We start from the raw sequence: 18,322 nt of genomic DNA on the forward strand, positions 1-18,322 counted from the left end.
AGGCGAACCGCCATAGGACCGACCTAGCCGCACACGGCCCGCAGGCAAGGCTGCCGCGCCGCCTGAACTTCGTTCGGTCGGCTGATCGGCGTGGTATGGGGCGCATCGTGCAATAGGTCGGCCGGCTCTTCGGTGATGCGGAAGAGGATCTCGACAAAGGAGTCGAGCATCTCTTTGCTTTCCGTTTCGGTCGGCTCGATCATCATCGCTTCTGGCACCGTCAGTGGAAAATAAACGGTCGGAGCATGGAAGCCATAGTCGAGCAGTCGCTTGGCGATATCCATCGCCGTGACCCCTTTTTCCTGCTTCAACTTCGCCGCGGAGGCCACAAACTCGTGCATGCAGCGTAGCCCGTGCGGAACCGGCAGGAAGTGTTTCACTTTGCTCAGCAGATAGTTGGCGTTGAGCACCGCGTTTTCCGAAACCGCTTTTAGCCCGTCTGGTCCGTACGACAGGATGTAGCAGTAGGCCCGCACCAACACGCCGACGTTGCCGAAGAAGGTGCGGACGCGCCCGATCGATTCGGGACGATCGTAGTCGAGTCGGTACTGGTCTCCCTCTTTCACCACCATCGGCGAAGGAAGGAACGGCGCGATTTTCTCGGCGACGCAGATCGGACCGGCGCCGGGACCACCGCCGCCGTGAGGACCGCTGAAAGTCTTGTGCGGGTTGTAGTGCATCATGTCGGCGCCGATGTCGCCGGGACGCGAGATTCCCAGCACGGCGTTCATGTTGGCGCCGTCCAGGTAAATCAAACCGCCAGCGGCGTGAACCGCGTCGGCGATTTCGGCCATCTGCGTCTCAAACAAGCCGAGCGTGCTCGGGTTGGTGATCATGAAGACAGCGACCTGGTCGTTCAACTTGCTGCGCAGGTCGTCCATGTCGACCGCGCCGTCGACCGTGCGGACCGTGACCGCGGTGAACCCGGCCATCTGTGCGCTCGCCGGGTTGGTGCCGTGCGAACTGTCAGGCGACAACACCAGCTTGCGCTGCTCTTGGCCGATCGAACGGAAGTAGGCGGCGGCCGACATCAGCGCGGTCCATTCGCCGTGAGCGCCGGCGGCCGGTTGCAGCGAGATCGCCGGCAGACCGGAGATTTCGGTCAGAAACTGTTGCAGTTCGTACAGCAACTGCAGGATCCCTTGCAGCGAATCTTCGGGCTGATAGGGATGCAAGTCGACGATGCCCGGCAGCGAAGCGAGTCGCTCGTTGCGTTTCGGGTTGTACTTCATCGTGCATGAACCGAGCGGATAGTAATGCGTGTCGACCGACATGTTGAGCGTCGACAGGTTTGTGTAGTGACGCACAACTTCCGGTTCGGCCAGTTCCGGCAAAGCGGGCGGGCTCTCGGCCAGAACGTCAGCCGGCAGCAATTCGTTCAGCGGCGTCTCAGGCACATCGCACGGGGGCATCACCACAGCGCGGCGACCCGGTTGCGAAAGTTCGGTCAACAGATGAGTGGATCGTGTATTACGCATGGATCGTCGTCCGATTGGTGGTCAGGGCCAAGGTTTTCACAAGACCGTCGATCTCGACGCGAGTTCGCTTTTCGGTCACCGTTACCAGGAAACAGTCGGCCAGTTCGGGGAACCAGGTTCCCAGCGCAACGCCGGCGAAGAATCCTGCTTCTGACGCGTCAGCCAAGACGGTCGCGACGTCATTTTGCAAATCGCGGACGACAAACTCTTTGAAGAACGGCGCCGAAAACGCCAGTTCAAACCGCTCTTGCGACGCGATCTGCGTCGCGGCGTAATGCGACTTGCGGGCACACAACTCGCCTACATCTTGCAAACCATGCGGACCCATCAAGGCGAGATAGATCGAAGCCCGCAGTGCGAACAGGCCTTGGTTGGTGCAGATGTTGCTGGTCGCTTTTTCGCGGCGGATGTGCTGTTCGCGCGTTTGCAGCGTCAACACCCAGCAGCGCTTGCCGCGTCGATCGACCGTTTCGCCGCAGATGCGGCCCGGCATGCGACGGACGAACTTTTCACGACAAGCCATGATGCCCAAGTAAGGGCCGCCGTACTGCATCGGCGAGCCGAGCGAATGCCCTTCGGCCACGGCGATGTCGGCGCCCAAGTCGCCGGGACGTTTGATCACACCCAGGCTGAGCGGATCGAACGATTGGACAAGCAGCGCGTCTTTGGCGTGGGCGATGTCGGCCAAGGCCTGAACTTGCTCGGGCGAGCCGAAGAAGTTGGGAGACTGAACGACGACGCAGGCGGTTTGATCATCAACGACCGCCGCGACTTCGGCCGGATCGACGGTTCCGCCGGGCGTCGGAACGACGACAATCTGCGTGCCAAGCGGGCCAAAGTAGGTGTCCAGAATCTGTCGATACTCGGGGTGGACGCTGCCGAGGACGACGATCTTGTCATGACGACGCATGGTGTTCATGCTCATGATCACCGCTTCGGCGATGGCGCTGCCGCCGTCGTACAGACTCGCGTTGGAAACGTCCAAGCCGGTCAGCTCGCAGATGAGCGTCTGGTACTCGAACATTGCCTGCAAGTTTCCCTGCGACACTTCCGGTTGATAGGGAGTGTAGGAGGTATAGAACTCGCCGCGGGAAGCGATGGCGTCGACCGCCGCGGGAATAAAGTGATCGTAGCTACCGCCCCCTAAGAAGCAGACCTTGTCGCCGGGGCCTTGGTTTTTGGCGGCCAACGTCGCCAAGTGCTGGGTTAATTCCAGTTCACCCATCGCTGGCGGCAGGTCGAGAGGACGACCGAGACGCAAGGACGCCGGGATTTGCTCGAACAGCTCTTCGATCGAAGCCGCGCCGATCGAGGCGAGCATTTCTTGCTGCTCTTGGGGAGTGTTAAATAAGTAAGCCATAACTTTTCGCGTTGGTCCATATTTGACGTTGCGTGATCGCCTTAAGGGAAGGGACGCCTCGAGGCGCCGGCCGCGGCATGGATTTGCCGGCGGCGATTCGATCGTGACAGCGAAGGACTAGCCTTCTTCCTGGCACTGCTTTTCATAGGCGGACTGATCCAACAAGTTGGCCAGACCGCTCTCGTCCGTGATCTTAATCTTGGCGATCCATCCGCCGGTGTAGGGATCGTCGTTCAACGATTCCAGTTTGTTCGGCAGCTCTTCGTTCACGGCGATCACTTCGCCGGTCACCGGAGCGTAAACGTCGCTGACCGCTTTCACCGATTCGATTTCGCCGAACGGTTGTCCAGCGGTCGTCTGAGCGCCGACTTTCGGCAGTTCCAGATAAACCAGGTCGGTCAACGCTTCGATCGCGAAGGCGCTGATGCCGACTGTCGCTACTTTGCCGCCGTCTTGATCTTCGACGAAGGCCCATTCATGCGTTTTGGCGTATAGCAGTTGAGAAGGGTCCACGTTGAGCGTCTCCTGGAGGGTTTTTTAGGTGCGAGGACGAGAATAGAAAGGGAGCGGAGCGACTTCGGCCGTGACGCGTTTGCCGCGAATATCAATTTCGACCGCCGTGCCGCTGACCGCAATCGCAGGATCCACATAACCCATCGCGATCGGTTGGTTCAGCGTCGGCGAGAATGTGCCGCTGGTCACTTCGCCAACTTGTTGGTCGCCGATGTGCACGGTGCAATGTTCACGCGGAACGCGACGATCCGCACAGCGGAAGCCGACGCGGACCATCGGCGGCGCGGCGTCACGCGCCGCTTCCAATCGGTCTTTGCCGATAAAGTCGTGATCAAACGAGACGCCGAACTTCAGGCCGGCGGTGATCGGATCAATCGACTCGGACAGTTCGTGTCCGTACAACGGCATCGCCGCTTCCAGACGCAATGTGTCGCGTGCCCCCAGCCCGCACGGCAGCCCGCCGAGTGGCTTGGCGGCATTCAAAATCTGGTCCCAAATCGCGATCGCCGCGGCGGCCGGCACGGTCACTTCGACCCCATCTTCGCCGGTATAGCCGGTTCGGCTGATCAGCGCCGGCTCGCCGCAAAGCGTGCCCAGGGCGCCAGAGTAATATTTCAAATCGTGGATCGGTACGTCGCACAGCGGTTGAACCGCTTCAATCGCCTTCGGCCCCTGGACCGCGATCATCGCCGTCTCATGCGTGTGGTCGGTAAAGACGACCCCTTCATCGGGGAGATGCTGCTCAATCCAAGCTGCGATCTTTTGGCGATTTCCGGCATTCACCACGAGCCAAAAGTACTGGTTATCCCCTTCGCCCAGATTGTAAATCAGAACGTCATCCAGGATTCCCCCCTCGTCGTTACAGACCAGGCTGTAGCGGATCTTGCCCATCGGCACGACCGAGGCTTTGCGAGTGAGCAATTTGTCGAGGAAATCGCCGGCGCCAGGCCCATCAAAGCGGAAGCGGGCCATATGAGAGACGTCGAACATGCCGACCGCGGTGCGCGTCGCGTTGTGCTCGTCAATGATCGAACTGTATTGAACCGGCATCGACCAGCCGCCGAAATCGACCAAGCGGCCGCCAGCGGCGTGATGCCAATCATAAAGAGGCGTTTTGGCGAGCGTCATCTTGCTCCAGGGTGGTTTGAGACCAATGGATTTTCGCAGGATACAAGGCAACAAGGCGGCTGGCGTCGCAAATACTGTTCGCGCACAACCAGATCGCTCTCGAATCACACTTTTGCGACGCGAGAGAGAAGGGCGCCCAACGCCGCGCTCCAAGAGAGCGACGCTCGACAATGCTCAGATGCCAATTAGCGAAAGATCAATAGTACCGGCAAATTGTAACCCACTGCGCCCACAGTGCTAGGGGCGAAGTGGCGTGTGGTTTACCGTTCTCGATAAACAGGACTTGCACCAAACGTGACAATTGGGGCTCGCTGGCCCGACCGAGAGTTGTCGCCCGATCCAGAAAAAAAGCCGCCGGCATCTGCCAGCGGCCTATTCCGATTGTTTGAGATCAGCGCTGACCGGTGGAAGTCAGCGGATCTGGATTTGTTCACCTGACGTCGCCGGCTACTTCATCTCGATATCAAAGATATTTTCCCCGGCCACTATCTCGACGACCAGTCCCGATGTTTCTAGCTTGCGGTACCGTCTGGGGAACTTGCTCTCATCCACGCGTTCCACAATGACGATCTCGCCCGATTTGGGGTCGATCGCCGTCTTGGGGTCCGGCGGGATCACCGTGACTTTGTAGTCGCCGGGAGGAAAGGGAACGGAGCTCGGCGTTTGCACGTTGTACTGACCATCAATGATCGGTGCGACGTAGGCGCGGCCGTTCGCTTCGATCACCACTTGGCCTGTGGTGAGCGATTCGCCTTGGAATCGCACGGCGCCTTTGACGGTAGTATCCGAGAACGAAGGGCCGCATCCCAGGCTCAGCAATGCCGGGCTGATCAGCAACGCAATTTGGAGGATCGTTTTCAATTTAGTACTCCCCTAAGACTTCGCCGTCGTCGCGAGTGCAGAGGTTGCGAAGCGTGTCAAAGTTAATCGTCTCGGGAATGAACGCGACGCTGCCGTCAACGCGGGCGAACTGGGCGCCGCCGGGATGCGAGCTGTTCACGTTATTGTTGGGGCCGCCGGCCGTCGTGCTCATGCCGGGTGAAGTGAGCGAGTTGATCTGATAACGAACCGTGATGACGTTAAACGCGCGATGGTATTGCAGCACCGTGTCCCAATCGCTTCCTTCTTTAATGTCATCTCTCGTGTTGGCGCCTTGGAACGAGCCGTAGGAGCCCGAGCTGCGCATATCGCTGGCGACGCCGGTGCTGCTGAACGTCGGCGCTGACTGCTCTGCGAGAATCAAGGTGTTGCTCGTACCGTCGGTCACTTCCGACATCTTGGTTTTTTTATTCGGAATGAGCATCCCGCCGCCGACGTGATAGCCGTTGTAACGCTGGATATAAACGGTGCGGCTGGTTCCGTGCGCTGCGCCATCAGGATAGGCGCCGGTGATGCCGGCGTAGGTGCCGTGACCACGATTGTAGGTATTGAGGTACGGTTCGAGTTTAAAACGCGGCAGGTTGCTGGAAGGGCAAGTCATGTACTCCGGCAGATAATTATCGAGCGGGATGTCATTGACCTTGGTGCCGAGTCCAGGGCTGAAAAAAGCATTGAAATCAAGCTGGTCAGCTTGATTTTGCTGTTCGGTGAAATTCAACAGATAGGCGGCCCAAGATGGTCCCCAGCCTCCCTGGGATCCGTCGGGGAATTCGCGATAGGTGTCGTGAAAGTTCTGCAGTCCCAAGGACATTTGCTTGAGATTGTTTTGGCAAGACATGCGACGAGCAGCTTCGCGGGCTTGCTGCACCGCTGGAAGCAGTAAGGCGATTAAGACGCCGATGATCGCGATCACGACCAGCAACTCAACCAGCGTAAATCCACGCAAGCATTTACTCTTCTGCAATGACGTGGGAGGCGATCTCGCAACAATTAAATGCATAGCTTTCTCCGGACGGAATCGGAACAAACAACAAAGGTCCTGTCGCTGAAATTGCCTGAGCTGGGATCATGATGCTTCCGACGAATGGAAGGGATCCTTTCAGCGATGGAATCAAGTTTGCTGTGAAACTAGCAGTCGATTGTGTGCAAAGTCAACAAAAAGAAAGTTAAGTTACAGTGTTCTTGGGAGAACAGTCTCTGAAGCAGCGAGTGAGCGCAACGACAGGGCTATTTATTGCAATATCCTCAAAGCGTCCGGCAATCCAGGGGGCTTCATTGATAGCGGGATCGAGAACCAGCTTTCACCGTCAAGCAATTGCTGAACGGATCGCCCGCTTCTGCTTAAATCAGTAAGTGATCGACCGGCTCGATCGGCGGCGGGATCTCTTCCGCCGAGTGACCTGAAAGCTGCCGCACGTTGATTTCGATCATCGTGGTCAACTGCAACAGCGGCAGATCGTTGTCATCCATGCTGAACGGCTGCTCGATCTCGTCGCCGACCGCGTCCAATCCCAAGAAGGCGTAAGCCACCAAAGCGACCACGACCGGCGTCAAGATGCCGACGGTATCGTGCAGTCCGCAGGGCAACGCGAGACAGTACAACAGAACGGTCCGGTGGGTCAGCACGCTATAGGTAAACGGAATCGGCGTGCTTTTGATGCGCTCGCAACCTCCTTGGATCCCGATCATCTCGGTCAAGTTTTGATGCAATAGCGACACGTGGAAGACGTTCAGGCGCCCGTCGCGCCATGCGTTGTTGATACCGTGGGAGATGCGGTCCGCAATCGCCGCCGGGATGTTGTCTTGCGCCAAACAGTTGGCCGCTTCCTGCGGATCTTCGAGACGCTGACGCATCTCTTCCGTCGCGTCCGTATCACGCAGCCGATGCCGCAGCGCGTTAATGTAAGCAATGATCAGCAGCACCATGCGGCGTTGGTCTGGGGCCGGTGCTGAGGAAACGCTGGTCGAACCTTCGTCGCCGATCAGCGTATTGATTTGCATCGTAAAGCTGCGACAGACATTGACCATCCGCCCCCACAACTTGCGTCCTTCCCAATAGCGGTCATAAGCGGCGTTATTGCGAAAGCCTAGAAAGATCGCCAGCGCCAGACCAACAATCGTAAACGGCGCCATCGTCAACGTATAAGCATGCCCCGGAAAGACCAACGCAATCGTGGTGGTGAAGATCGAAAAGCCGACCACCACCCCAAACCGCGGCCAAATCCGATCCATGGTCGTCCCATGAATCGCAAAGATCATCCGCAGCCAACTATCTTTTTCGGTGACGATCATCGTGAATCGATTTTTCTAAAGCAGGGAAGGGGAGTCGAACGAATCGCAAGCCGATTAGGGTAACCGACAACGTCCCTCATCAACAAGCAAGTTTCGTAGGGTGCGTCGAGACGCACCTGGAACCTGCTCAATCAACCGCCAACCCCTCCGGCGTGGCAACGCAAGTGATCGCAGCGATTACGTTACCACGCCGACTTATTTGGCCGCTTGGTCAGTAGGGCTTCGTGCGTCTTGACGCACCCTACGAAACTTAAGACATCCCCATTTTTCGGCCCTTTTTGGGAGAAGAAGAGAATAGGGGTGAAAGTGAAACAAGGCACGTAAGTCATTACTATATATATTTATCTATAGAGCTAGAATTCACTCAGAGTTCACTTTCGCTCTACTTCAATAGCTCCCCGCTGCCGGGCCCACGGCCATCGCAAACTAACTCCCTTCCCCCAGAACGATCAAAGGGGACGGGGGTCTTTTTTGGGGCTTTTCTTATCCGCGACAGCACTCGAAAGCACCCGGCATGAAAACAATGACCCCCGTCCCCTTTTCTTCGCCCCTCGAAAGCACCCGGCATGAAAACAATGACCCCCGTCCCCTTTTCTTCGCCCCTCGCCTGGTGCGGTAGGCATTCCCAGCCGGTGAAACTTTGGCTGCGGTGATAGCACGCGGGAACCTGAATCGACAAAGCACCAATGGTTTGGCTGGGATTGATGAGAGAGTCTCCTGAGGATGAGCACTGAGATGATTGGAATGTGGGATAAGTGGGGAGATGTTTTACTGGTCAGTGTTCAGATCAACACTTCAAAGCTTAAAGTAACTTGAACCACGGCATGATTGGCATCATGGTTGAACTCATCGTCCTAAATCGCCAAATTTTTCTGACGTTGATGCTGCTTAGCAGTCTGAAGAGAAAACACTGGCTGAAAAGGGCGGATGAAGAGACAGGAAGCCAGGGCTTAACGTGGCACTTGAAAATCCCGTGTTCGTCATTGCCATCCAGCCCATTAAGCTTGTATAGACCGTCGAATCTCATCAATATCGTTTCTTAATTTCAAATCCGGCACGAACAACAAAACCGTGTCGACTAGATCCATCGTGACATTGTGGACCTCACGGGCAAATGCCTTAGCTTCAAACCGAACGCCTTTGTGTGATGGCTGGCGAGAATCGCTAATCGATATCTCATTCTGAATTGTTTTTCTGACAGTAATATCATACGATTGATGCGGACTAATAATCCGTGAGTATTCAAGCACCTTCGCCTCGTGAAGCGCCGTCCTTAATTGTGACACAAAGAAGAAGCAGGCGGCGTTCTCGACGATTAGGCAGTGTCCACTGCTTGACTCCTCAACAAACAAGAAACGACCGAACACAAGTTCGTGAATCAAGTCAATTGTTGAAATGGTCGCCGTGGGAAATCCACGCAATTGGCGTACATCGCTGGATGATGCCGCAAATATCAACCTGCATTCGTTGATTTTTCTCATAGTGGAAACACCGTCTTTACATTATTACCGAGATCTAGAAAAACCTGGATTACGCTGGTCGGCGCACCATTCTGATTTTGTCCAATGACACGCCCAACATCGATACTAATCGCCTTCGTGTTTCCCTGGAGCCCTTTGTTAACGACTGTTCCGCGATTCAAAGCGTCGCTCACCAAACCTTTAATCTTGGATTTCGAGGAGAATTCTGAGGAAAACCTACTAACATCGGAGTAACCTGCACCTCTTCCATGTCGTAGCCAAACGTGGTCCAGGGCGTTAACTTCGCGTCGGTGAACATTATAGTACTGGTTTGTCCAATTTGCCTTTTTGGGGACAGTACAGCTATTGTGTACTAATGCGCCAAGAGATCCAACTCTATACACGTGCTCCGTTGTTTCGAGATTATAGACAAAATCGGTGTGTTCGACTGACGCAATCGAAGCGACTTTACGGGAGCCAACGATTGTGTCAAGTCGCTCTCCAGCGACCAGGTCTCCTGCCTCAACATAGTCCTCACGGTCGGCCGACCAATACAAATGCCCTGAGGTAACGGTGGTGGGCGTCACTTGCCCTTCTACGCAAACACTGAGGACCTCGGCCTTGTCGTCTAGCTCATGCCGAAATCGTCCTGTGACGAGCGTGCCAGGACCGGGCTGAATTTCTGGGCAAGGCGAAATCTCAAGTATTCGTGCATGACCAAATGCTCCCATTTCGGGCATATCTAGTAGTACGATTGCGCCTGGCTTTGCGCCGACTGCATGTATCCACTCCTCTGGACGCAAGAGGTCAATCCATAAATCCTTTCCGCACATCTTCGTCATCCGAAGCGAGATTTTTCGCCAGGACGCTTGTTCGACCTCGTCTTTTTCTGCCTGTTCTCGCAGAGGATTTATTCCTGCAACTCGCTGCCCCAATCGGACTTCCGAGATGGGGATGGAGCATTGCGATGAGTCTAGATCCGGAACGAATCGCAAAGCGGCGACCGCTCCAGGAAGATTCCACGCGAAGCCCAGCGTCGCCGCGATCAACAGGCAGAACAGCAGCCAGGTTTTCGCCAGCCAGCCGAAGCGATTAGATTTGGCGTTCAGATCGATCATGTCGCAGTCCTGTAGGTTCGCTGAAGGGAAATTTAATAGATTAAATCATTGAATCTTGCAGGTCTTTTAGCAGAGTGAGATTCTAGGCGTTTTGAATTTTCCATGATTGTCTATCCAAACATTAAGGTTCGGGCGCCATTAGCTGTTGCTGGAAGTCACGTCGGGAGTCGAACAATGCGAAATGTGCCGATGCATTCCCTTGCTAACTCACACTTATTCGGGTAAATGTTCGTTTAAAAAATCCAGGGCGATTGAAGGGTTTACGTGATCCGTCCATTCCTTAAATGCCGCAGCTAAGATCTCAAACATTAAATCCGCACCTTCCGATCCGAAAAAAAACACAGCATTTCTTCCCGGCATAAACAACTCGAACGCACGCCGGTCCGCACCAATTTGATTTGTTGATTCGTACCAAGCAAAACGGAAGCACAGCTCGCATCCGCCTATCTTCGTCTCGTACCATTCATTGGCCTCATCCCTTTTCTCCACCCACTGAACCTGTCCGCTCTTCGTGCATCGGAGCAGTTTCTGGAGAACGAGAATATCATTTTCGTGTATCATCTTGTGCTAACTTTTACGCCGGTAACGCATAGCTTGTTGAACTGATCGACCAAACGCGCAGGGATTTGCCAGGTTCGTAGGGTGCGTCGAGACGCAACTGGAACCTGCTCAATCAACCGCCAACCCCTCCAGCGTGGCAACGCAAGTGATCGCAGCGATTACGTTACCACGCCGACTTATTTGGCCGCTTGGTCAGTAGGGCTTCGTGCGTCTTGACCTTAAGTCCGCCCACATCTCACGCGCATGAATTCCAGATCTGTCGATTTCCTGATCGCCCGTGCTAGCGTCTTTAAATTGGGCGGTGGCTTATAGCTTGGCGTTTTGCATTGGATTTATCGAGACTTCATGGGGGAATTTAGGGTGGATTTCTGATTGGCGATTGCATGGATGAAAGAGGAGGCAACCTACTTTTTCACCAAGAACGGAGTCGATCATGAGCGTCACTCAACAAGCGAATCAGAGTTTGGGGCAAGCCATGTTTGGGCAGGCGGAGTTGGGCGACAAGCGACGCACCAACCGCGCGGTTGCGGCATTTGACTCCCTCTGTCGGCATCCCGGCGGGACGTTGCCCGAGAAGTTGGCGATAGGCGCGGAACTGAAAGGGCTTTATCGACTCTGCGAAAATGATGCGGTCGAGCATTCCGCGTTGATTGCGGCGATGCATGAATACACGCTCGCTCGCATCGAAGAGCATCAAGGCCCCGTTCTGGTCGTGCATGACGCCACCGAGTTGGATTACTCGACACTCTATTCGTTGACGGACGACCTGGGTCAGATCGGCCGCGGCAATCATCGCGGCTACATCTGTCAGAACGTGCTGGCCGTTGATTCCGAGTCGGGCGAAGTCTTGGGTCTGCTCGATCAGATCTTGCATTGCCGCGACGAAGTGCCTGAGAACGAAACGCTGCCTGAGCATCGCAATCGCGAGACGCGAGAAAGCCTGCTTTGGCCTCGCGGCGCGCAGCATCTGCCGGACGATTGGCGCTTGATTGACGTGGCCGATCAAGGGGCGAGCACGTTTGAGTTTTTCGAGCATGAATACCGCAGCGGTCGACGCTTTGTGATTCGCAACGGTAAATCTCGCAAGGTCTATCCGGGGCATGAAGCGAGCGGTCAAAAGCGGCTTTTACGGGGGTATGCGAAGAGTTTGCCGGAACTGGGACGTTTCACGATGGATGTTCAATCGCAACGCGGCAAGCAAGCCCGAAAGGCGCGGAAGCAGGCTGAGTTTATCTTGCGAGGAGGTCCGATTCTGCTCTGCGCGCCGCACGGCAAACATGGACATCACGGTAATGATCGGCTCTCCATTTATGTAACGTATGTCGAGGAAGCCGCTCCGCCGCGAAAAGAAAAACAAGTCAGTTGGCTGCTGCTGACGAACGAGCCTGTGCGTACGTTTGACGACGCTTGGCGCGTGGCTCAGTGGTATGAACGGCGGTGGGTTATCGAGGAATTTCACAAGGCGCAGAAGACCGGTTGCGGGATTGAGAAATTGCAATTCACCAACGTCCATCGCTTGCAACCGGCGATCGCGATGCTCTCGGCGGTGGCGTTAACCTTGCTAAATTTCCGCACGGCAAGTCGCAGCCCCGACGCCAAAACGCGTCCGGCGAGCGAAGTCATCGATCCGGAATATGTCGAGGTGCTCAGCCGCTGGCGACACGGGAAGTACGATGCAAACTGGTCCGTGTACGAATTTTTCTACGCACTGGCACGCCTCGGCGGTCACCAAAACCGTAGAAACGATAAACCGCCCGGCTGGCTGATCCTGTGGCGAGGCTGGGAAAAAATGCAGTGCATGATCGATGGATATCGAGTTGCGAAATGTGGGTAAACCTAAGGTCTTGACGCACCCTACTAAACTGAGAAAAACGGCCCCCGTCCCCTTTGAACCCTTTGAGAAAAACGACCCCCGTCCCCTTTGAACCCTTTCATTTTGGTATAGGATGATCCCGTATCAATAAACGTTCGAGAACTCCTCGAAATTCATCCACTGTACATCGCTAATTCCTTCGGTAGTTTCCAAGGTTTGGAAAACGTTCTTCAGTAACTTGGAGAAGTGTTGCAATGGTCGCCTAAACAACCAGCCGATGAGTCCCATTACCGGGTAAACTTGAATCACCCAACAATCTACAGGAGGCTCACCGATCAGAGCCCAGTGAACATGCAACTCGTAGCGCTCGCCGCCCAAAATTACGTCTAACGTCCAGGCTGATTCGTCTTGGTGAGGACCGTTAATGCTTGTAACTTCATCAAATGCTCGAAGTCTTTCTTTGACAAATGCAGCACAATCCTTTCCCCACGGAGGTGCAAGATCAGGACCTTCCTTTGGCCATGCGAAGCTGAAAAGAGCGCTCCGAAAGACGACATAGGTCTTCGACGGTTCTTCATTCATCGATGTTGGTCCCCCAAAAATGACTGCCAGCCAGCGATGCGCCAAGGGCGAATTCGGCGCCAATAATCTTCAAACCCGCCGGGCTTCCAAACCAAAGGTATCCGAGTCGGCTGCCGTCTAGTCATGCAGCGACTATGTGAACCTGGCACAAATCACCGGAACGACATGAAATCGACCTGCCTCACCCTTACTCCCATGCCAAATGCACCAAGAGCCGTTCCAAGATAGTCTCCTTGCTGATATGCGTCATAGGATTGATAGACGTTCGCACCAAAATCAGCAGTTTTCACGACATCCGAGAATCGGCCAATTGCACGGACCCCTCTTGTCGCATCGAGGGCCACTCCTGCACCACCTGGGATTATTGGAATCGCCAAAGCGATCAGGTCAGTCGTGATTCCAACCGCATCAAAAATTGCCCCGCCAAAATTGCCTTCATTGAGATTATGTCGGTAACTGTAACCGTCCGGCCAACCACTCAATCGCCGTCGGCCCGTCCGCACCGGCGATCACGGCGCACATCGCAATGAGCACGACATTGACCAACTTATGTCGCTGATTCACATGCGACCGCGAGTCGTCAAGCGACTGAAAATATTTCGCCAATTCCCGAAGTTCCGCCTCGGCGACAACCCGTTTCGTGATCCGCTTCTTCTTCCCTTTCTTCGCCACGCCAATCTCCCGCTGAAAAGTGTTCAGTTGGAGAACGATTGTCGCAAAGATTCGCTTGCCGCGCTAGGCTAAATTGCCTAGAGTGCGCGATAGCCGTGCCGCAGCCAGTTGGCTGCCAAGCAGTAGATTCATTTTGTATTACGGAGAGCACTCAACAGCCTGGCTGCTCGGAGGACTGCTTCGTAAAGCAGAGTTCCAGTAATGATCCAAACAGGAAGGAATACCAGCCAACAAATGCTTTTAAAAAGCGAGTCATCCGCAAGCGGCCTGGCCACGGTATTCAGAATAACGAAATAAGGCACGTAGAATAGAATGCTGGTAAATAAAAGAGCACGCGACGCATGTTCTATATGATTGTCAAGATCATCATTCTTTCCACCCACGTAAAGAGATATATTCACAGATAATACTATTTCGTAAAAACCGAGCACTGTCGCAGAAGTGATCACTGCTGTAATGATAAACAGAAAACAGTCCGTACGATGGATATCAGCTCCAAAGTTCTCTAGTAAAATCGTTAGGGAGCGATATAGAAAGACACCATTGAAAAATATAGCTCCCGTAAAAGCCATCATCAACGAGAATCCTGAAAACATGTCGAGCATCATGGCAATGATCCGAAAGCCGAATTGCACAGGCGTCAAAAATGGGCTAGGCTCTGTCAGAAAACGAAAATTTGACTTCTGCCGCCCAACCTCGAAGGCACGGCTGACGCACACTAACTCCGTGTCAGTCCCAGGATTTCGGCAAGGAAGTTGACGTTCCAGCCCGCCATGCGCCTTCGCATCACGATACTTTCTTTGCTTTTGTGTTGTTTGATCAGTGACACCGCGAGGCGTTTAAGCCACGCCAAGTTCTCGGCTGCGATGCGATTTCGCAGGCGACTATCGTCTTCGCGGAACGTGACGTCCAGCGTCCAGTGCAGCGAATTTTCGATTCCCCAGTGGCCTCGAACCGCCGAAGCGAACTGCTTCGCATCAGGCTTCAGTGAGCTTATATAATATCGCGTATCCCACGTCTCGCGTCCCTTTTCTTCGCTGATGCGAATCGCAACGCCGATCGACTTCAGACCTGGCCAGGCGTCGCCGGCAGACACTTCATCGGGCAGCTTCAGTTGATAGTAAAACAGCTTGTCGATGCGGCCGTGGCCTTTTGCTTGCTCTTCTTAACGCTCGACTTTGACGCCCGCGAAATCGTTCTCCAAACGCAGCGTAATGTAGTCGCGCACTTGCTCATGGAGACGCTCTTGATTCCCTTTCAGCGCGAGAACGTAGTCGCCTTTGCCGTGAACAATTTTCTCCGCTACGTCGCGTTGACAGCCTGCCGCATCGAGCGTAACTATCGCCTTGCGAACGTCGAGTTGCTCAATTAACTCGGGGAAAATCGCGATTTCGTTCGACTTGTCACCGGCCGCCATTTGCCCGAGACTAACGCCGGCTCGCACCGCCCAAGCGCTCACCAAGCACAGCGGACCAAGCCCTCGCTTGCGGTCATGCGATCGCCGCAGCACCTTGCCGTCGATCGCAATGATCTCCCGGGCGTCTTCGTCTATCGTCGCCTCTTGTCGCATCGCTTGCAGCCACTCGTCAAAACATTTTTGAAACGCATTCGGCTTCTGCAGCGCGAGCAAGCGACCGATCGTATCATGCGAAGGCACTCCGCCAGGAAGCTCCAATCGTTTCTTCAACCAATCGGCGTGCGACTCGGCCCAGATCGCAATCGACCGCGGCCCATCCGCCCCGGCGATCACCGCCAGCACGCAGATGACAAGAATGTCGCCTAGCAGATGCTTGCGATTGATATGGCAACGCGGATCATCAAGTTCCGCAAAGTAGTCGAGAATAGAAACGACGTCGTCCTGGTCCATCTTGCCGGCCATCCGCTCTTCCTGCGATGCGTGAAGCGAAATCGGAAAAGCATTATCATCGCAGAATTGAACCCGCCGCGCTACGCTAGATTACCCAAAGTGCGCGCTGGCCGTGCCCCCCCCCACTCTGTAGACGTGTTCGCAGGTTTCAAGATTATACACGAAACCGTTGAACTGACTCTCCGAAACTGAGTCGACACGCTTAAGGCCTACGACGGAATTGAGAACTTCTCCTGGAACAAGTCGATTGGCCTCGACAAATTCATTTCGACTTGCCGACCAAAATTGATGCGAATCCGTAACAATAGCGGCAAAAAGATAAGGCCGTGGATAAAAAAGCGGCATAGGATATGGACCGGCTTGGTGCTGATCGACGAAGGCGGGTTCCAGCTACAACTGTTGGTGCGACGCTACTGGGCTTTGCAAGGATAGAGGCAAGTTGTGAACAACTGGGATCAACATGACCGTATCACTACGATAGCGGTACTGATCTGGATCCTGCAAGGCGGGCGACGGCATCTCTTTTTTGAGATGCAAACGCACAACGAAAAGGCGACTAGATTCGTCTGGTTTCTGCGTGCCGTTTATCAGGAACTCAATCGTCCGCTGATCGCGATTTCGTATCGTTCTAACGCTCACCGCAAATCGGATCGCGCGTTGCAGTGGTTAGGAGCGAAGTGGAATACAGCCAAATGGCTGTCGCCATACCGCCCAGAACTGAACCCGGTCGAGCGCCTCCGGTCAACCGCCAAGTGGGGAGGATCTTGCCACTGGCTTTGCGCGGACATCGAAGCATTGAAAGCGGGCGTCTTGGGCGAACTGATCGAGCGGGTGCTCGGCAGACGCTTGCTGGAAAGCCACTTTGCGACAGGCGGGACTCAAGTGAGCTTTTGGCGTAGTGTTCCATAGGGCGAATTGTTTATTCTGGGAGAGCGAAGGACTACCAATGACTAGGAAAGTAGGAACATACAAGCTTCAGAAATGCTCGGACGTTGACAGAAAGTATCCTATTTTTGAAGTCGTAGACGAAACCGGAACGGCAATCATGGATTTTTCTATCGAGGAAGACAGCAATGTAACGGAAGTCCTGTTTTATGAGTCCATCACTGGGCGTGTGATGGCGGTTGAAATCCTCCAGAGAATTGTTTTTGAAGGGTTAAGGTTGCTAGAAAATGAGAAGTAAGGTCGCGTTCGCTTAGCTTCGGCAATCGCGAAGCCGTCCAAACGGTCAATTGTCATCACTAGGGGCCGTCCGGCCTTTTTATGGACTGCCTTGGAAACAATGGCGACAACTTGACGTCCAAAATGGAGACCGCCATGTCTTCTTCACCAATAGCCCGAACCCCCTCACCGCGAATACCCTGGCTTTACCTCGCAGGCTGTCTGCTCATTTTGGCGGGCGCTTTATCGGCGATTTGGCGATGGTCGACGCCTGCGAAGGCGGAAACGGCGGTTGCGCCGATTAACGCTTCGCCGTGGCGGTTGCAGAATATTGAAGCGATCCGCGTTGGGCAGCGGGTCGTCACCGATGCGGCGAATCGGACCGAGTCGTTGTCGGCCGCGGTCGATCCAGCGACTTGGCGGCGGGTGACGATCGTCGGCACGCGCGAGATGGCGAGTGGAAAAGAGGATCGGATCGTCGTCCAGACGATCGTTCCTCCTACTTGGCTCGAATTCTTTGACGCGCATGTCGGCGCGGTGGTCCCGTACCCGCTCGATCTGGTCGAGATGGGAATTCCGGAAGAGCTGGAGGGCGAAATCACCGACATCGCTCCTTGTCCCAAAATCTTAGACGGTCCCGGCCGCGTCGTCCTGACGATCCGATCAAAGGGGACGGGGGTCTTTTTTGGGGCTTTTCTTATCCGCGACAGCACTCGAAAGCACCCGGCATGAAAACAATGACCCCCGTCCCCTTTTCTTCACTAATAGATTAAATCATTGAATCTTGCAGGTCTTTTAGCAGAGTGAGATTCTAGGCGTTTTGAATTTTCCATGATTGTCTATCCAAACATTAAGGTTCGGGCGCCATTAGCTGTTGCTGGAAGTCACGTCGGGAGTCGAACAATGCGAAATGTGCCGATGCATTCCCTTGCTAACTCACACTTATTCGGGTAAATGTTCGTTTAAAAAATCCAGGGCGATTGAAGGGTTTACGTGATCCGTCCATTCCTTAAATGCCGCAGCTAAGATCTCAAACATTAAATCCGCACCTTCCGATCCGAAAAAAAACACAGCATTTCTTCCCGGCATAAACAACTCGAACGCACGCCGGTCCGCACCAATTTGATTTGTTGATTCGTACCAAGCAAAACGGAAGCACAGCTCGCATCCGCCTATCTTCGTCTCGTACCATTCATTGGCCTCATCCCTTTTCTCCACCCACTGAACCTGTCCGCTCTTCGTGCATCGGAGCAGTTTCTGGAGAACGAGAATATCATTTTCGTGTATCATCTTGTGCTAACTTTTACGCCGGTAACGCATAGCTTGTTGAACTGATCGACCAAACGCGCAGGGATTTGCCAGGTTCGTAGGGTGCGTCGAGACGCAACTGGAACCTGCTCAATCAACCGCCAACCCCTCCAGCGTGGCAACGCAAGTG

The 18,322-nt window shown here is 54.6% G+C and carries 18 protein-coding genes and 1 pseudogene; 4 read left to right on the forward strand and 15 right to left on the reverse strand.

What is annotated here, in order from left to right:
- Positions 1 to 23 precede the first annotated feature (23 nt).
- The 10 genes from gcvPB to M4951_RS04355 all read right to left on the reverse strand — a co-directional run bounded on the left by gcvPB (position 24) and on the right by M4951_RS04355 (position 10,789).
- Positions 24 to 1,478: an aminomethyl-transferring glycine dehydrogenase subunit GcvPB gene (gene gcvPB / locus M4951_RS04310; RefSeq protein ID WP_262025252.1), complete on the reverse strand. Its 1,455-nt coding sequence runs from the start codon at positions 1,476 to 1,478 to the stop codon at positions 24 to 26.
- Positions 1,471 to 2,838, reverse strand: coding sequence for an aminomethyl-transferring glycine dehydrogenase subunit GcvPA (gene gcvPA, locus M4951_RS04315; protein ID WP_262025253.1), 1,368 nt, complete (start codon positions 2,836 to 2,838; stop codon positions 1,471 to 1,473). The genes gcvPB and gcvPA overlap by 8 nt, the downstream gene beginning before the upstream one ends.
- 117 nt (positions 2,839 to 2,955) lie before the next feature.
- Entirely contained in the window at positions 2,956 to 3,351 is a 396-nt protein-coding gene (gene gcvH / locus M4951_RS04320; protein ID WP_262025254.1) for a glycine cleavage system protein GcvH, read from the reverse strand.
- A 24-nt stretch (positions 3,352 to 3,375) separates the two neighbouring features.
- A complete protein-coding gene (gcvT, locus tag M4951_RS04325) occupies positions 3,376 to 4,479 on the reverse strand; it encodes a glycine cleavage system aminomethyltransferase GcvT (protein ID WP_262025255.1) in 1,104 nt (367 codons plus the stop codon).
- A gap of 447 nt (positions 4,480 to 4,926) precedes the next feature.
- Complete coding sequence (locus M4951_RS04330; protein WP_262025256.1) at positions 4,927 to 5,340, reverse strand: hypothetical protein; 414 nt, start codon at positions 5,338 to 5,340, stop codon at positions 4,927 to 4,929.
- 1 nt (position 5,341) lies between these two features.
- Positions 5,342 to 6,304: a DUF1559 domain-containing protein gene (locus M4951_RS04335; protein ID WP_262025257.1), complete on the reverse strand. Its 963-nt coding sequence runs from the start codon at positions 6,302 to 6,304 to the stop codon at positions 5,342 to 5,344.
- A gap of 395 nt (positions 6,305 to 6,699) precedes the next feature.
- Positions 6,700 to 7,650, reverse strand: a complete 951-nt coding sequence (locus tag M4951_RS04340) for a bestrophin family protein (protein WP_262025258.1) — start codon at positions 7,648 to 7,650, stop codon at positions 6,700 to 6,702.
- 998 nt (positions 7,651 to 8,648) lie between these two features.
- Complete coding sequence (locus tag M4951_RS04345; protein WP_262025259.1) at positions 8,649 to 9,131, reverse strand: hypothetical protein; 483 nt, start codon at positions 9,129 to 9,131, stop codon at positions 8,649 to 8,651.
- On the reverse strand, positions 9,128 to 10,228 hold the full coding sequence (locus M4951_RS04350; protein WP_262025260.1) for a hypothetical protein: 1,101 nt from the start codon (positions 10,226 to 10,228) through the stop codon (positions 9,128 to 9,130). The genes M4951_RS04345 and M4951_RS04350 overlap by 4 nt, the downstream gene beginning before the upstream one ends.
- 213 nt (positions 10,229 to 10,441) lie before the next feature.
- A complete protein-coding gene (locus M4951_RS04355) occupies positions 10,442 to 10,789 on the reverse strand; it encodes a hypothetical protein (RefSeq protein WP_262025261.1) in 348 nt (115 codons plus the stop codon).
- Positions 10,790 to 11,222: 433 nt separating this feature from the next.
- Here M4951_RS04355 and M4951_RS04360 point away from each other — a divergent pair, with 433 nt between their 5' ends.
- Positions 11,223 to 12,623 (forward strand): IS4 family transposase, encoded by a 1,401-nt coding sequence (locus M4951_RS04360; protein WP_262022749.1) that lies wholly within the window; start codon positions 11,223 to 11,225, stop codon positions 12,621 to 12,623.
- A 123-nt stretch (positions 12,624 to 12,746) separates the two neighbouring features.
- Here M4951_RS04360 and M4951_RS04365 read toward each other — a convergent pair whose 3' ends face one another.
- The 4 genes and pseudogenes from M4951_RS04365 to M4951_RS04380 form a co-directional block, all read right to left on the reverse strand.
- On the reverse strand, positions 12,747 to 13,184 hold the full coding sequence (locus tag M4951_RS04365; protein ID WP_262025262.1) for a hypothetical protein: 438 nt from the start codon (positions 13,182 to 13,184) through the stop codon (positions 12,747 to 12,749).
- A gap of 444 nt (positions 13,185 to 13,628) precedes the next feature.
- Positions 13,629 to 13,856 carry a transposase family protein gene (locus M4951_RS04370; RefSeq protein ID WP_002650954.1) on the reverse strand — a complete coding sequence of 76 codons (228 nt, stop codon included), beginning with the start codon at positions 13,854 to 13,856 and terminating at the stop codon, positions 13,629 to 13,631.
- Between the two features lie 128 nt (positions 13,857 to 13,984).
- On the reverse strand, positions 13,985 to 14,464 hold the full coding sequence (locus M4951_RS04375) for a hypothetical protein (protein WP_262025263.1): 480 nt from the start codon (positions 14,462 to 14,464) through the stop codon (positions 13,985 to 13,987).
- 110 nt (positions 14,465 to 14,574) lie between these two features.
- Positions 14,575 to 15,735 (reverse strand): annotated as a pseudogene (locus M4951_RS04380) (ISAs1 family transposase).
- A 429-nt stretch (positions 15,736 to 16,164) separates the two neighbouring features.
- Here M4951_RS04380 and M4951_RS04385 point away from each other — a divergent pair.
- The 3 genes from M4951_RS04385 (at position 16,165) to M4951_RS04395 (ending at position 17,616) form a co-directional block, all read left to right on the forward strand.
- On the forward strand, positions 16,165 to 16,632 hold the full coding sequence (locus M4951_RS04385; RefSeq protein WP_262025264.1) for a hypothetical protein: 468 nt from the start codon (positions 16,165 to 16,167) through the stop codon (positions 16,630 to 16,632).
- A gap of 136 nt (positions 16,633 to 16,768) precedes the next feature.
- Complete coding sequence (locus tag M4951_RS04390) at positions 16,769 to 16,906, forward strand: hypothetical protein (protein ID WP_262025265.1); 138 nt, start codon at positions 16,769 to 16,771, stop codon at positions 16,904 to 16,906.
- 134 nt (positions 16,907 to 17,040) lie between these two features.
- The gene (locus M4951_RS04395; RefSeq protein WP_262025266.1) at positions 17,041 to 17,616 is read left to right on the forward strand and encodes a hypothetical protein; all 576 of its coding nucleotides are present in this window, start codon (positions 17,041 to 17,043) and stop codon (positions 17,614 to 17,616) included.
- Positions 17,617 to 17,826: 210 nt separating this feature from the next.
- On the opposite strand, the gene M4951_RS04400 is transcribed toward M4951_RS04395, so the two are convergent.
- Positions 17,827 to 18,174 carry a hypothetical protein gene (locus M4951_RS04400; protein ID WP_262025261.1) on the reverse strand — a complete coding sequence of 116 codons (348 nt, stop codon included), beginning with the start codon at positions 18,172 to 18,174 and terminating at the stop codon, positions 17,827 to 17,829.
- Between the last annotated feature and the right edge of the window lie 148 nt (positions 18,175 to 18,322).

The organism is Blastopirellula sp. J2-11 (assembly GCF_024584705.1).
Classification (GTDB): Bacteria; Planctomycetota; Planctomycetia; order Pirellulales; family Pirellulaceae; genus Blastopirellula.